This window comes from Vibrio sp. Isolate25 (genome assembly GCF_022398025.1).
Classification (GTDB): Bacteria; Pseudomonadota; Gammaproteobacteria; order Enterobacterales; family Vibrionaceae; genus Vibrio; species Vibrio coralliilyticus_A.
In genome coordinates this window covers 827344-841420 of record NZ_JAKEUT010000001.1, presented here as the reverse complement: position 1 = coordinate 841420, position 14077 = coordinate 827344, and the positions used below count along the sequence as shown (strand labels likewise).

The following is a 14077-nucleotide window of genomic DNA, read 5'->3' as shown; positions in this document are numbered from 1 at the left end:
ATAAGATGAAATACGATATCAATCTAAGGGAAGGTTCATATTCAGACTTGAATGGTGCAAGCTTCAGCGAACACCGTCGACTGTATAACGATTCTTGTAAGCTACACAAACTTGACCGCTATCGAACAAAAGGAAAAGTCTATCTAGTTGGCGCTGGTCCAAATGACCCTGACTTACTGACCGTCAAAGCGTTAAAACTAATTAAGCAGGCTGATGTGGTGGTTTACGACCGCTTAGTCAATCGAGAGATCTTAGATCTAGCAGAAAAGGCCGAGAAACTGATCTATGTAGGTAAACGCTGTGGTCAGCCTAGTTTAAAACAGGAAGAAATCAGTCAGATTTTGGTGGATTTAGCAGAGTCTGGCTACATGATCGTGAGGCTTAAAGGAGGAGACCCTTTTATTTTTGGTCGTGGAGGTGAAGAAGGGCTACTGCTGGCGCAAAACAACATTGATTATGAAGTAGTACCCGGCATCACCGCCGCAATTGGTTGTGCAGCGGCGTCCTACATTCCATTGACGCACAGAGCGTTGGCCCGAAGCGTGACGTTTGTGACGGGGCAAGTCGTATCAGGCGCGCTACCTGCTTGGGCTCAACTCGTATCGTCTGGGCAAACGTTGGTGTTTTATATGGGATTGGAAAAGGCCAGTGAGATACAAGATGGATTGCTCTGTCACGGTATGAGAGATGACTTTCCTTTAGCGGTAGTAACACACGGGTGTAGCTCTCAGCAGAAAGTCTATGTATCAAGCTTAAGCCGCCTAACAAGTCTGTCAGAAGCGCTGAAAGGTGTGAGTCCGGCATTGATTATCTTAGGGGAAGTCGTCACACTTCGTGAACAACTTAACGCGACCGTAGAGTCAGTGATTTCTCAAGAGGTAATATGAGCATAATTCAGGAATGTATTCGAACGGTGGGTCGAGGTGAACGAGGCCGTAAGCCGCTGACGTTTGATCAAGCTTTTCACGTCATGGATGATTACCTTGATGGGCGATGCGACGATGATCAGATGGCTATGCTGCTGATGCTGATTCGTGTGCAAAATGAAACTCGTCAGGAAATCGCCGGCTTCGTGAAAGCATTTCAATCTCGAGTACCTAACATTGGCGCTGATATTGACTGGCCATGTTATGCAGGTAAAAGAAAAGCCGCAGGTAAACCATGGCATCTGTTGGCAGCGAAAATACTGGCTGATAGCGGCAGAAAAGTGCTCTTGCACGGATATCATGATAGGCCTGCAGGGCGAGAGCATGCAGAAGATTACCTGAGTGTGCTGGATGTCAAAAAGGTCGAGTCCGCTGAGCACGCCAAGAATGTGCTCCATGAAAGTAACATTGCATACTTACCACTCAAGCATTTCGCGCCTCAAGCTGAAACCATGATTGGTTGGAAAAATCGCTATGGTTTACGTACCCCAATTAACACTGTTGTGAGAGCGCTAAACCCAGGTGGTGCCAAGATTGGCATTCGTGGCAGCTTTCACCCCGGATTCCAGCAGTTGCATGCCGAGGTAGAGAGTGAAATCGGGCTGACTCGCCATGCGGTTGTGTCCTTCAAAGGCCAATCTGGGGAGTCCGAGTATAATCCTAAGGTCAGCCAAACGGTTTGGATGAGTAGGCCTTCCGGTGTGGAATCGCACTATTGGACGGAACAAATGCTCACAGACATTCCATTGCCTGATGAGTGTCCGTTAGGTACGCCAGAGGAAGAGCTGAATATGATGGCGAACACCGTTGTTACCACAATGGCTAGCATTCTGTTTGCTGAAACGGGCGATAAAGACAAATCCTTTGAACAAGCGTATCAGCTATGGTCAAAACATTGTGAGTCTCGCTCATAAGCATTTTTTGAGTCCCTACCTAAGTTGACTTAATCACTCTGGCACATTCCTTGTTATGTCTCTTACAAGCAAAGAGATAAAACAAGGAATGTTATGCAAAAGAAAATCTCTAAAACTCCCACCATTGTTTGCTGCGATTCGCTGGAAGAACAAGCAAGGCTGACCACCTTATTGGCTCAGGATTATGACGATGTCATAGGATGTCAGCTAAGCCAATTTGAAGCCTTGTTGCAACGTGAGCCGTGTGCCAATGTTGTCGCGGGTTGGAAACAGCCCAGTGCAGAACTCCGTTTAATCATTGATGTTTGTCGCGAGAAACAGCGGCCATTACTCGTCGTGATTAAGCAGTTTTTATCCAATGATATTAATCGTTTACCAGAGCGTATGGATTACGTTTTGTTACCTGCCGATTCTGATCTTAGCCTTAAACCTTGGCTCGAACATGCCGCTATTGCGAGGACATCATTGCTGGCGATGGAGTCTGAAATTGAATCCTTAGCAGGGAAACTGGAAGAGCGAAAAATGATAGAAAAAGCCAAAGGGTTGCTGATGAAAATGCATAATGTGGATGAAGAGTCTGCCTATAAAGCGATGCGAAAATCTGCAATGCAGTCGAGCCAGACTTTGGCTCAAGTGGCGAAAAACATATTGATCACTTTAGAAACCTTGAAATAGCGAACTACCTCTTTTGGGTTAGGTATAAATTTCCGTAATGGTGCAGTATGCACAACTTAATAGCATCAATCATTTTGACTAAATGCTTCAGGTTTTTAAGGTTATGAAATAAAAAGAAAAATAGTATTGGCACGTAACTTGGAATACATATTTTAGAAATTTGGTTCACACGCGATTCAACGTTACCAACGGCGGTAATGAAGGAATGCAACGGCGCTACTGCTCGAAAGAGCAGTAGCGCTTTTTATTTGGAGAAAGCGAATGAAATGGACGTCAACTTTTAAACAATCACTATTGGCTCTTCCCCTAGCATTATCGGTCTCTGTACCGTCTGCTTGGGCTGAACTCGGCGAGCCTGAACTGGAAGATCTGAAGTTTGGCTTTATTAAGCTCACTGATATGGCGCCGCTTGCGGTTGCTTACGAGAAAGGCTTTTTTGAAGATGAAGGTCTGTATGTCACGTTGGAAGCGCAAGCTAACTGGAAGGTTCTGCTTGACCGTGTCATTGACGGTGAGCTTGACGGCGCGCACATGTTATCTGGTCAACCTTTGGGTGCAACCATCGGTATTGGTACACAGGCTGAAGTGATCACTGCGTTTAGCATGGACCTAAATGGTAATGCGATCACGGTATCTAATGATACTTGGGAAGAGATGAAGCCACACATCCCCAAACAGGCTGATGGAAAACCTGTTCATCCGATCAAAGCGGATGCACTCAAACCAGTTGTCGAAAGCTACCTTGATGAAGGTAAGCCCTTCAACATGGGGATGGTGTTTCCAGTCTCGACACATAACTACGAACTACGTTACTGGTTAGCTGCAGGCGGCATACACCCAGGCTACTACGCACCTGAAACGGGTGATAACAGCGGACAAGTCAATGCAGATGTATTGCTGAGCGTAACACCACCACCACAGATGCCAGCTACCATGGAGGCGGGTACCATCAAAGGTTACTGCGTAGGTGAACCTTGGAATCAACAGGCGGTGTTTAAAGGGATTGGCGCACCAGTGGTTACGGACTATGAAATCTGGAAAAACAATCCGGAGAAAGTATTCGGCGTGTCGAAGTCATGGGCAGAGAAATACCCAAATACCCACATACGGGTTGTGAAAGCCTTAATTCGATCAGCACATTGGTTGGATGAAAATAACAACACCAACCGAGACGAAGCAGTCAAACTGCTGGCGAAAAGCGATTACGTTGGTGCAGATGTAGAAGTGATCGCGAATTCAATGACGGGAACGTTTGAATACGAAAAAGGCGACAAGCGAGCTGTGCCGGATTTCAACGTCTTTTTCCGTTACAACGCAACGTATCCTTACTACAGCGACGCTATTTGGTATCTGACGCAAATGCGCCGCTGGGGCCAAATTTCTCAGGAACAATCGGATGACTGGTACATGGACATCGCGAAAAAAGTCTACCGACCAGATATCTACCAGCAAGCAGCCGATGCATTAATAGAGGACGGTGTTCTGACTGCGAAAGATTTCCCGGATTTCGCTAAGGAAGATGGCTTTCGAGCTCCTCAAACCCATTTCATCGACAACATTGTTTACGACGGTCGCGAGCCTAATGCCTACCTCAAGAAATTCAGCATTGGTTTGAAAGGTAAAGACAAGGTTTAGAGGCAGTGAAGGGGAGCAATCTGCTCTCCTTTAAAAAGGAATTAAGAAGTAAAGGAGTAAGTATGCCTAGCAATGTCATATCGTTAGTTTCCAGCCCTAAGCTGGTGGCTAATAAAAGTAAACTGATTCTGTTCCCTCTGATTGGCATTCTGATGTTTCTCATGTTTTGGCATTTAAGCGCCCGTCAGGTCGAGACATCACTCGGCACATTGCCGGGGCCAGTTCAGACATATCAACAGTTTAGTAATCTGGTTAACGAACATTGGCAAGAGAGAGACAAAGAACAAGCTTTTATTGAACGTCAGGAAAAGCGCAACGCAGCAAAGTTGGCAAAGAATCCTGAAGCAAAAGTGAAGATAAGGCCTTATACAGGAAAGCCGACATTCTTTGACCAGATCATCACCAGCCTAATTACGGTGGCAGCCGGATTTTTGTTGGCGACACTGATTGCCATCCCACTCGGGATAATGCTGGGGCTCAACCAAGGGCTTTATCAAGCATTTAACCCAATCATTCAATTACTAAAACCAGTGTCGCCATTGGCTTGGTTACCTATTGTTACCATGGTAGTGAGCGCGACCTATGTGAGTGACGATCCTTTGTTTGCGAAGTCTTTTATTAACTCACTACTGACGGTGGCTTTGTGTAGCTTATGGCCGACTTTAATTAATACTGCTGTCGGTGTTACGAGTGTCGACAAAGATCTGATTAACGTCAGCAAGGTACTGCAGCTCTCTTGGTGGCAGCATATCCGAACCATTGTTCTGCCTTCAGCTATTCCTATGATCTTCACCGGCCTTAGGTTATCCCTAGGTATTGCATGGATGGTACTCATTGCGGCCGAGATGTTGGCGCAAAACCCAGGGCTAGGGAAATTTGTCTGGGATGAATTTCAAAACGGCAGTTCAGCATCACTAGGGCGGATTATGGTCGCCGTTATTACGATTGGTTTTATTGGACTAATGCTCGACAGAGGAATGTTGCAGCTTCAGAAATGGCTTTCATGGAACAAACAGCAAGCATTGCGATAAAAGGAATTAATGATGTCAAAACCACTATTAGATTTGACGCAACTCGGAATGCGATTCCCGACACCCAATGGTGAATTTATCGCGCTGAAAAACGTCAACCTCCAAATTAATAAAGGCGAATTTGTGTCGCTGATTGGCCACTCTGGCTGTGGTAAATCAACGGTCCTCAACCTTGTCGCAGGGCTACATCTACCCACTGATGGTGGCGTGATTGTCGATAGCCGTGAAGTGAGCGGGCCAGGGCCTGATAGGGCTGTTGTGTTCCAGAATCATTCCTTACTCCCTTGGTTAACGGTATATCAAAACGTTGAGCTGGCGGTAAAGCAGGTGGCGGGTGGTAAAGGTAAGCACTGGATTCGCGAGCAAGTTGAGCACTACCTTGACCTGATTCAGATGACTCAAGCTGCAGATAAAAAACCGGATGAAATCTCTGGAGGGATGAAACAACGTGTTGGGATCGCTAGAGCGCTGGCACTCAAGCCAAAAGTCTTGCTTATGGATGAGCCGTTTGGCGCGTTGGATGCACTAACACGCGCACGCCTTCAGGACTCATTAATGAACATTCAGGCGGAGCTAAACAATACCGTGATTATGATAACTCACGATGTTGATGAAGCTGTGCTGCTTTCAGACAAGATAGTCATGATGACCAACGGGCCCGCGGCAACCATTGGTGAAGTTCTGGAAATTGAACTTCCTCGCCCACGAAATCGCGTGGAACTCGCTGAAAACCCTGTGTATCAGCGCTATCGTCAATCTGTTTTGAAATTCCTGTACGAAAAACAATCGAAACAAGAGTCGCCAGCAGATAAGAAAAAAGTAAACAGTAAACCTGTACCTGCGAAGACAGCATAAGGAAGTGATTATGGAACATGTAGTGATTGTCGGAAATGGCATGGTCGGCCACCACCTTGTCGCACAGCTCGTCGAGCGTGGGGCGCATTTGGAAAAGAAGATCACCGTGATTGGTGAAGAAAGGTTTATTGCCTACGACCGAGTTCAATTGTCGTCTTTGTTTTCGGGAAAGTCTCATCAGGATCTAATGCTAAGTAGTGAGGAATGGTATCAGAGACACGGGATTGAGTTGGTTTTGGGTAGTCAGGTCACTTCTATCGATAAGCAGGCTAAACGTATTGTACTGGATGGCGAAGATATTCTTGGCTATGACCAGTTGGTGCTTGCGACAGGTTCGTATCCTTTTGTTCCGCCGATTGAAGGCAAAGACAGAGAAGACATCTTTGTTTATCGTACTTTGGAAGATCTTTCTCAGATCAAACAAGCGTGCCAAGGGGCGAAAACAGGTGCGGTTATTGGCGGTGGATTGCTAGGTCTTGAAGCCGCAAATGCGTTAAAACTGCTTGGAGTTAAGACCCACGTTGTAGAATTTGCACCGCGTTTGATGCCAGTCCAGCTCGATGACGGAGCGGGCACTGTGCTAAAAGAAAAAATCGAAGCCATGGGGCTGAGCGTTCACAACTCAATGATCACAGAAAAGATCTGCGATGGCGAAACCGCTCAGCATCGTTTGGTGTTCAAAGATGCTGAGCCATTGGAAGTGGATGTCATTGTGTTTTCCGCAGGTATACGGCCACAAGACGCACTTGGTCGGGAAGCCGGGCTCGCACTTGGGGAGCGAGGTGGCATTGTGATTGATGATGAATGCCAGACAAGCGACGCAAACATCTACGCCATTGGTGAGTGCGCGTTGTGGCAACAAAAGATTTTTGGGCTGGTTGCCCCCGGATATGCCATGGCGCGGGTAGTGGCAGACAAGCTCAAAGCACGAGAAACGACAGGATTTACGGGCGCTGACATGAGCACCAAGCTCAAACTGCTTGGTGTCGATGTGGCGTCGATTGGTGATGCTCATAAGACGACGGAAGGCGCACAGGAGATGACCCTGCAAGATACGGTGTCCGGTGTTTACAAAAAGCTAGTTGTCGATGAAACGGGTAAATTTTTACTTGGGGCTATCTTGGTGGGTGACAACTCAGACTACGATGCGCTACTGCAATGTTATCTTAATCAAACTGAACTTCCTGATCACGCCGCCAATCTCCTGTTTGATACCAGTATGCTGCAAGGAGAAATGAACGATATAGCGATCATATGTTCCTGCCACAACGTGTCCAAAGGCGATTTAGTGTCGGCCATTCAGGCTGGTGCACATGATTTAGATACCCTGAAAACTCAAACCAAGGCTGGGACAGGCTGTGGTGGCTGTAGCAATATGGTTAAGACAGTGCTGGATGCTGAGCTAAGGGCGATGGGTGTTGAAGTCAATAATCATGTCTGCGAACACTTTGAAATGTCTCGACAGGAGATGTTTCATATTTGTCAGGTCGAGCAAATCAAAGACTTTGACACTTTATTGAGCAAGCATGGCAAAGGCTTAGGATGTGATCTGTGCAAACCAACCGCAGCATCAGTCTTTGCCTCGCTTTGGAACGAACACATCATGGAGCCTCAACACAGTGCGCTCCAAGATTCAAATGATGCATTTATGGCAAACCTACAGAAAGACGGCTCATATTCGGTCGTCCCTCGGGTTGCGGGTGGTGAGATTACACCGGAGAAGCTCATTGTACTTGGTGAAGTTGCGCAGAAGTTCGATTTGTACACCAAGATCACTGGCGGTCAACGAGTCGACCTTTTTGGTGCACAAGTGGAGCAGTTACCGGAGATCTGGCAAACACTGATCGATGCAGGCTTTGAAACGGGTCACGCCTATGGGAAGTCACTTCGCACAGTAAAATCTTGTGTAGGTTCAACATGGTGTCGTTATGGCGTTGATGACTCTGTAGGGTTAGCTATCGAATTGGAGAACCGATACAAAGGCTTGCGAGCGCCACATAAGATCAAGTTCGCGGTTTCAGGCTGTACGCGAGAATGTGCAGAGGCGCAAAGCAAAGACATTGGCGTTATCGCTACAGAAAAAGGTTGGAACCTTTATGTGTGTGGTAATGGGGGGATGCGCCCAAGACATGCTGATATATTGGCTTCAGACCTGACTAAAGAGCAGTTAGTACAACTCATTGATCGGGTGCTGATGTTCTATGTCAGTACTGCTGACCGTTTGCAACGAACCTCAGTGTGGATGGAAAACCTTGAAGGCGGCCTTGAGTATCTGAAACAAGTGGTGATCGAGGATTCATTGGGCTTGTGTGACTCACTCGAAAGCCAAATGCAGCATATTGTCGAAACCTACCAATGTGAGTGGAAGAGTACACTGGAAAATCCGGATAAGCTCAGCAAATTCCGTCCGTTCATCAATGATGACTCTACGAGCCAAGCGCTCCCTTACCAGCGAATCAGAGGGCAGCGAATTCCAGTTAAGGAGGAGCTATGATTACCGACCAGAAACTAAAAATATGCCGATTGGATGACTTAGTACCCTACGAAGGTAGGGCTGCATTAATTGACGGTGAACAAGTGGCGCTTTTCCGAATTCCTGATAAAGGGGTTTTTGCGATACAAAACTGGGACCCGATAGGTAAGGCTTACGTGATGAATCGAGGCATCGTTGGTGATGTTAAAGGAGAGCTGTGTGTCGCTTCTCCCCTTTATAAGCAGCATTTCAGCCTAAAAACAGGTCAATGTATTGAACAACCAGACGTAAAGATTAAATGTTGGCCGGTGGAAGAAGAAACTCCATATCTAGTATTAATCTAAATATGGAAAAGAGGGCTGATACTGAAGGATATCAGCCCTCATTATTATTGGAATGTTAGGCCGAGTTCGGCTTCACTTGCGCTGTCATCTCGCACTTGTGTTGAAATCGCTGACATAAATGAGTCAAGAGCGAGTAATTCCTCCGTAGTCATCCCAAGCCTTTCAATCAGTGGTGAAACCTCAGGGAACTTCTTGTCATATTTGTTGGCATATTGGGGGAAATTACCGCTACGATTTCGTGTCATACCGTTGTTGTACATAGCAAGAAGGCCGAAAATGCGTCCGCTACCCGTAACGATACTTAAATCAAATAAACCAAGGTGCGTTACCGGATCGGTAGATTTTATATCTCGAAGCATAGGCACTCGGAACTTACCCATGTCAGATGGATTTCCTGTTACGTTGTAGCGTCCTCGATCTTCGAGACTTCGATCATAATAAGTCAGCCCGATATTTTCAAATTGGTTGTTGGTCATTAATGGACCACTATGGCAATTCATGCAGCGAGCTTTGGTTCTGTATAAATGAAGGCCATGAATTTGTTGATCGGTCATGGCAGTGCGGTCGCCTTCAAGGAACTGGTCAAAGGCACTTTCCTGGCTGATGATGGTTCGTTCAAACGTTGCGATTGATTTAGCAATTCGATCTAGAGTGATCTGGTTATCGCCAAACGCGGCGGTAAATAATGGCTTGTATTCGTTAATGTTATCCAGCTTATTTAACATCTCATCATGGAGGAGGCCCATTTCAATCGGGTTTGAAATAGGGTGTAATGATTGTTCTTCGAGAGAAGAAACACGTCCATCTAGGAATAGGGTCTCATAGTAAGCTGTGTTAAGAATGGTTGGCGTATTTCTTTTTCCGGTTTGCCCATTGATACCTACCGCGGTTCTGAGCCCATCAGCCCAACCTTTGCTCGGATCATGGCAACTTGCACAAGAGATGGTATCGTCTTTTGACAAGCGCTTATCGAAAAATAATGCCTTACCTAATGCCACTTTTTGTTTCGAATATGGGTTATCGCTTGGAAAAGGGACAGCAGGTTTCAGGCCTAGTTCTTTCCACTCCACTCCGTCATCCACTGTTGGTTGCGGCCAGTTTTCAGGCGCTTGAGAGTATTGGCTTCTTAGTACTGCGAGATCGACGGGAGTTTCTGTTGGCGATATGTTAAACCAAACATCATAAGGCTCAAAATTATGTAATATTGCTACAGCGGATGAACGTTCATTCGGGGCTGTTAGCACTGCGCTACCTGTAGAGAAGGACACCAGTGTTGTGTTTTCTTCATCATCAGTGGCCCAGAAGCTGGAATCTGGTGATAGAAATGGAAAAGTATTAGGAAACTTACTATCGCCACCATCAAGTAGGGTGGTTAGTTCAGCTACAGATGGCAATCGCCACCCCGCTTTCTTACACAGTTGGGCTTGATTAGCGGATGCAATAAGCCTCTTCACGGTTGTGTTGTCTATATTGCCTGTCTTGGTGCGATCAAAGTGCCACAGCCTTGTTCCGTAGTTGCGGAGAGAAACTCGGCGAATATCATCGGCACAAGCCCAAGGCGTTTGTTCATACGATCGAGACTGATGTTTCAGCGGCCATCCATTAGTGTCTAGACGAAGAAAGTCCACGACTTCTGGGTTAGTTGGTTCGATTTCGTTAAACAGGTTGGCACGCGCGTCACGTACTGAATCACTGTTGCTGGCGAAAAAAGCATTCTTGGCTGATTCGTCATTATGAAAATCAGTCATCATCTCGTATGTCGATTTGTAGTACAGCTTCCCTGGATTTTGCTGAATGACATCGGCAGCAATCATTAAATCCTGTACTTCTTCCAGGTAATCTGCGCTTATGGAATCCAAGTTTTTTTGTTTGATTTCGTCATCCGATAGTAAGCCATTCTGGTCTTTATCTGCATAGGCAAATTCTGCTGTGGTGCGCAGTGAAATACTGATAGGAGGTGTTGTCGATCTAGTGTCCTCATCTTCACGAGTCGTTAGAGTTCGTGTGGATTGTGACGAGGCTTGGTTAGTATTGATTGCCTCAAGTGTGGCTACATTGTCAGTTAACGATTTGTATGTGTCATTGGTCATGTCGACACTGATCTGCAATGGCTCGTTGAGATTAGCTCCAGCAGGAATAGTTTCGTGAATACTTCCATCATCAGCTACCGTGCCTTGAATTAACAAGTTCGTGGTGAGTTGTCGAATAGTGTATAAGCTGCCTGCAGCATCTGTGCTGTCAACTTGAGCATTCACTGAGATGTCACGCATTGTTGCTGTTGGGAGGCTTGTGGTTGAATCAGGAGTGGTGTTGAGTCCGTCGTCTAAACAACCGGTAGTGAGCGAGGCGAAAACGACTGACAAAGCGATAGCCATTTTGCTTCTAGAAAAAGAGATAAACATACTAGATTGCACTTAAATGATAATGATTATTATAGTTATTAACTATTGGGTTGGGGAATGTAAGTGATTATTTGATAATGTGCAATGGCAAGGATCTATTAGATATTTATATCTGGCCCTGTTTGTTGATTAATTACTCTAATTGATGAAGGAATGTCAATGGGGATTTAGTTCTGGCTCTATGCAGAGCATGGGCTTGGCCTCCGCTTTATTTCATGTTGACGCATTGGCATCAAATCAATGGTTTGCTTAATATTTTCCCAATCTGTTTCTTTACCCCAACGAAGTTTTTCGGAACCATCCTTGCCTATTAGTATTGCCGTGTGTGTACCCGGTTCGATACCGTAGGCTCTGAACATGCTCAGTAGATTAAATTCGTTTTTAACCCAAGATGGAATGGTAAAGCCGTCTTGGGTTATAACCAGAGTAATAATGTCACGATCGGAGAGTTCACACTCATTGATCAAGGTTTCGAGCAAGAATTGCTTCACATGTTCATCATTGGTTGGAGCGAAATAAATGACACTTCTATGAGACCATTTGTGTGAGTGGGCAGGATAACTCCACGCCAAGCCTATACTCTGAACAAGCAATAATACGAGAATAAAGCTACGCATGTTTGGCCTCCGTGGAAAATTGGGCTTTCAAACCTCAATCACTTTCTACGTTAAGTGTAGGTGGTAAGCTCACCTCTAACCTAAGTAATGTGTAAGCACTTGATATGGAAAATCTAGAAACTCATCGTTTGATACTGCGTTTACCAACAGAGGATGATGCCGCTTTTATTCAGTCACTCTATAACACCGACGGTTTTCTACGCTTTGTTGGTGACAAACAGATTAGAAACCGAAGTGATGCCACTGAGTATATTCGCAACAATATCCTTGCGATGAGAAGGGAAAAAAGTGTCTGCTTGTTAATCGTAGAAAATAAATCAGATAGCGAGCCGCTTGGTGTTTGCGGCCTGATAAAGAGAGACGATTTAGAGGCTTATGATATTGGTTATGGTTTTATGCCGGATTCACATGGGCAGGGCTATGGGTTAGAAGCAGGGCAAGCCATTGTTAAATATGCACAACAGCGTCGTGATATTGATGAATTAGTTGCGATCACATCTTCGGATAATGAAGGCAGTAAGGCCTTATTAAATCGACTCGGTTTTACCTACGTCAAAGTTCAAAATCAGATAAGCGATAAAGTAGACTTACTTCTGTATCAATTGTCATTCACAGACTAATGAAATTTACTCATTCGAATATTTTACAAGGTAATTTGCTGACGGAGCTCAAAACGGTCAGTGCAATGATTGCGATTTATTGCCGCGATCATCATGGATTGCCAGACGGTTGTTTGTGTCATTCGTGCCTAGAGCTGAAAGAGTATGCTGAGGCGAAGCTTGATCGCTGCCCGTATGGTCAAGGCAAGCCGACCTGCAATAAATGTCCGATCCACTGCTATAAGCCTGAACCCAAAGAAAAAATGCGGCAAGTCATGCGTTACTCCGGACCAAAAATGTTGCTACCTCATCCAATTCTTGCGGTTCGGCATTTGATTCATGAGCGAAGAGCTGCGCCAGATAGGCCGGTTAGTGGAGCGTCTAACCGGCATAGAAGGAAGCAGAAGTGATGGGAGGTTATTCTCCAGCGACAGCTTGGTGTTTTGCTTTAATACTCGCAACGAGCATATATAAGCAAGTAGCGAGTAGAATTGCGAACAGGTATCCCATCAGTCCATGGTCACTCGCCATATACCAGCCAGCAACGATAGGCCCGAATACAGAACCTACGCTATAACTGAAAAGCATGACTTGGGTCGCTGAGACAATATAGTGCTGTTCCAATTGATCGCAGCCAAGGTTTATCGCAATTGGGTATAAAGCAAAAGCCGCAACGCCAAGCAGAAATACCCCGACGGCTAATACTCGAATAGTATCGTCTAGCAGAATCATGCTGCTAGAAGCAGCACCAAGTAAGCAAAAGAAGGCCATTAATAAAGTGCGGCCAAAGTACTTTGACATCAATGGAACCAATGGCTGAACTGCCATACCACCAAGTATAATTAAAGCCATTAACCCACCTATGTCGTCATGGGCAATCCCTTGCTTAGCTAACTCTAGCGGCATTAAGCCGTAAATCGCGCCAAGGATCAGGCCAGAAACAATACAGCCAATAATGGCTGCATGGCTCAATCTGGTGATCTGTTTAAGTGATAGATTGGTTGTATGTGCAGACTCTGGCTGGTCGCTTTCTCCAAACCACAGCACCACGATTGCGAGAAGTAACAAGGTCGAAATTGCAATAAAAGGTACGCCGCCATGTATACCTAATATACCAATGCCCAACTGACCAAGCGCACTTCCACCATATAATGCAGCCATGTACAGGCCAAGTCGCTTTGCTCTGGCTGTTTCATCGCCATGTAATAACCAAGATTCCACAATAACGAACACACCAGCGACAGCGATACCAGCAAAAAAGCGTGCTAACAGCCAAGAGGTTGAACTAGGGAATATAGGTAATGTACAAATAGTCGCGATGAATAGGCCCAAACAAAGAACAAACGCATTTTTGTGGCCTAGCCTAGTGACTAAAGGTTCAATCGCAATCGCACCGACTAAAAGACCTGCATAGAATACACTGGCTAACCAACTGGCCAACGAATTGTCTAGCCCGTAATCCGATAGCATCAGTGGTATCAGGCTCATTAGGTAGCCTGACGCAACCGCATAAAGAGCCAGCGCAATCACAGGGACAGTGATGCGAGCTTTTGGTGCAGGAGCAAGAATGTTTTCCAACGTCGTAGCCTCTTGAGTTCATTAATAA

The 14077-nt window shown here is 45.7% G+C and carries 13 protein-coding genes; 10 read left to right on the top strand and 3 right to left on the bottom strand.

Annotation, left to right across the window (positions count from 1 at the left end; all coding sequences use genetic code 11):
- The first annotated feature begins 5 nt into the window (after positions 1 to 5).
- From cobA to nirD, 8 genes are all read left to right on the top strand, one after another.
- On the top strand, positions 6 to 887 hold the full coding sequence (gene cobA, locus L1D15_RS03650; RefSeq protein ID WP_019274439.1) for a uroporphyrinogen-III C-methyltransferase: 882 nt from the start codon (positions 6 to 8) through the stop codon (positions 885 to 887).
- Positions 884 to 1840 (top strand): glycosyl transferase family protein, encoded by a 957-nt coding sequence (locus L1D15_RS03645; protein WP_239874706.1) that lies wholly within the window; start codon positions 884 to 886, stop codon positions 1838 to 1840. Before cobA ends, L1D15_RS03645 begins: the two co-directional genes overlap by 4 nt.
- A gap of 93 nt (positions 1841 to 1933) precedes the next feature.
- Positions 1934 to 2515, top strand: a complete 582-nt coding sequence (locus L1D15_RS03640; protein WP_239874705.1) for an ANTAR domain-containing protein — start codon at positions 1934 to 1936, stop codon at positions 2513 to 2515.
- Positions 2516 to 2776: 261 nt separating this feature from the next.
- Positions 2777 to 4150: a CmpA/NrtA family ABC transporter substrate-binding protein gene (locus tag L1D15_RS03635; RefSeq protein WP_239874704.1), complete on the top strand. Its 1374-nt coding sequence runs from the start codon at positions 2777 to 2779 to the stop codon at positions 4148 to 4150.
- Between the two features lie 62 nt (positions 4151 to 4212).
- Positions 4213 to 5181, top strand: a complete 969-nt coding sequence (locus tag L1D15_RS03630; protein WP_040121562.1) for an ABC transporter permease — start codon at positions 4213 to 4215, stop codon at positions 5179 to 5181.
- Positions 5182 to 5193: 12 nt separating this feature from the next.
- Positions 5194 to 6036 carry an ABC transporter ATP-binding protein gene (locus L1D15_RS03625; RefSeq protein ID WP_239874703.1) on the top strand — a complete coding sequence of 281 codons (843 nt, stop codon included), beginning with the start codon at positions 5194 to 5196 and terminating at the stop codon, positions 6034 to 6036.
- A gap of 10 nt (positions 6037 to 6046) precedes the next feature.
- The gene (gene nirB, locus L1D15_RS03620) at positions 6047 to 8530 is read left to right on the top strand and encodes a nitrite reductase large subunit NirB (protein ID WP_239874702.1); all 2484 of its coding nucleotides are present in this window, start codon (positions 6047 to 6049) and stop codon (positions 8528 to 8530) included.
- Positions 8527 to 8853, top strand: a complete 327-nt coding sequence (nirD, locus tag L1D15_RS03615) for a nitrite reductase small subunit NirD (protein WP_239874701.1) — start codon at positions 8527 to 8529, stop codon at positions 8851 to 8853. Before nirB ends, nirD begins: the two co-directional genes overlap by 4 nt.
- A gap of 44 nt (positions 8854 to 8897) precedes the next feature.
- Here nirD and L1D15_RS03610 read toward each other — a convergent pair whose 3' ends face one another.
- Both L1D15_RS03610 and L1D15_RS03605 read right to left on the bottom strand, forming a co-directional pair.
- On the bottom strand, positions 8898 to 11228 hold the full coding sequence (locus L1D15_RS03610) for a cytochrome c peroxidase (protein ID WP_239874700.1): 2331 nt from the start codon (positions 11226 to 11228) through the stop codon (positions 8898 to 8900).
- A gap of 206 nt (positions 11229 to 11434) precedes the next feature.
- A complete protein-coding gene (locus tag L1D15_RS03605; RefSeq protein WP_239874699.1) occupies positions 11435 to 11872 on the bottom strand; it encodes a DUF4174 domain-containing protein in 438 nt (145 codons plus the stop codon).
- Positions 11873 to 11976: 104 nt separating this feature from the next.
- Between L1D15_RS03605 and L1D15_RS03600 the strand changes: the two genes are divergently transcribed.
- Both L1D15_RS03600 and L1D15_RS03595 read left to right on the top strand, forming a co-directional pair.
- Positions 11977 to 12492: a GNAT family N-acetyltransferase gene (locus L1D15_RS03600; RefSeq protein WP_239874698.1), complete on the top strand. Its 516-nt coding sequence runs from the start codon at positions 11977 to 11979 to the stop codon at positions 12490 to 12492.
- Entirely contained in the window at positions 12492 to 12881 is a 390-nt protein-coding gene (locus tag L1D15_RS03595) for a nitrous oxide-stimulated promoter family protein (protein ID WP_239864156.1), read from the top strand. Before L1D15_RS03600 ends, L1D15_RS03595 begins: the two co-directional genes overlap by 1 nt.
- 7 nt (positions 12882 to 12888) lie before the next feature.
- Here the strand turns inward: L1D15_RS03595 and L1D15_RS03590 are convergent, their stop codons facing one another.
- Positions 12889 to 14049 carry an MFS transporter gene (locus L1D15_RS03590; protein ID WP_239874697.1) on the bottom strand — a complete coding sequence of 387 codons (1161 nt, stop codon included), beginning with the start codon at positions 14047 to 14049 and terminating at the stop codon, positions 12889 to 12891.
- Positions 14050 to 14077: the final 28 nt, after the last annotated feature.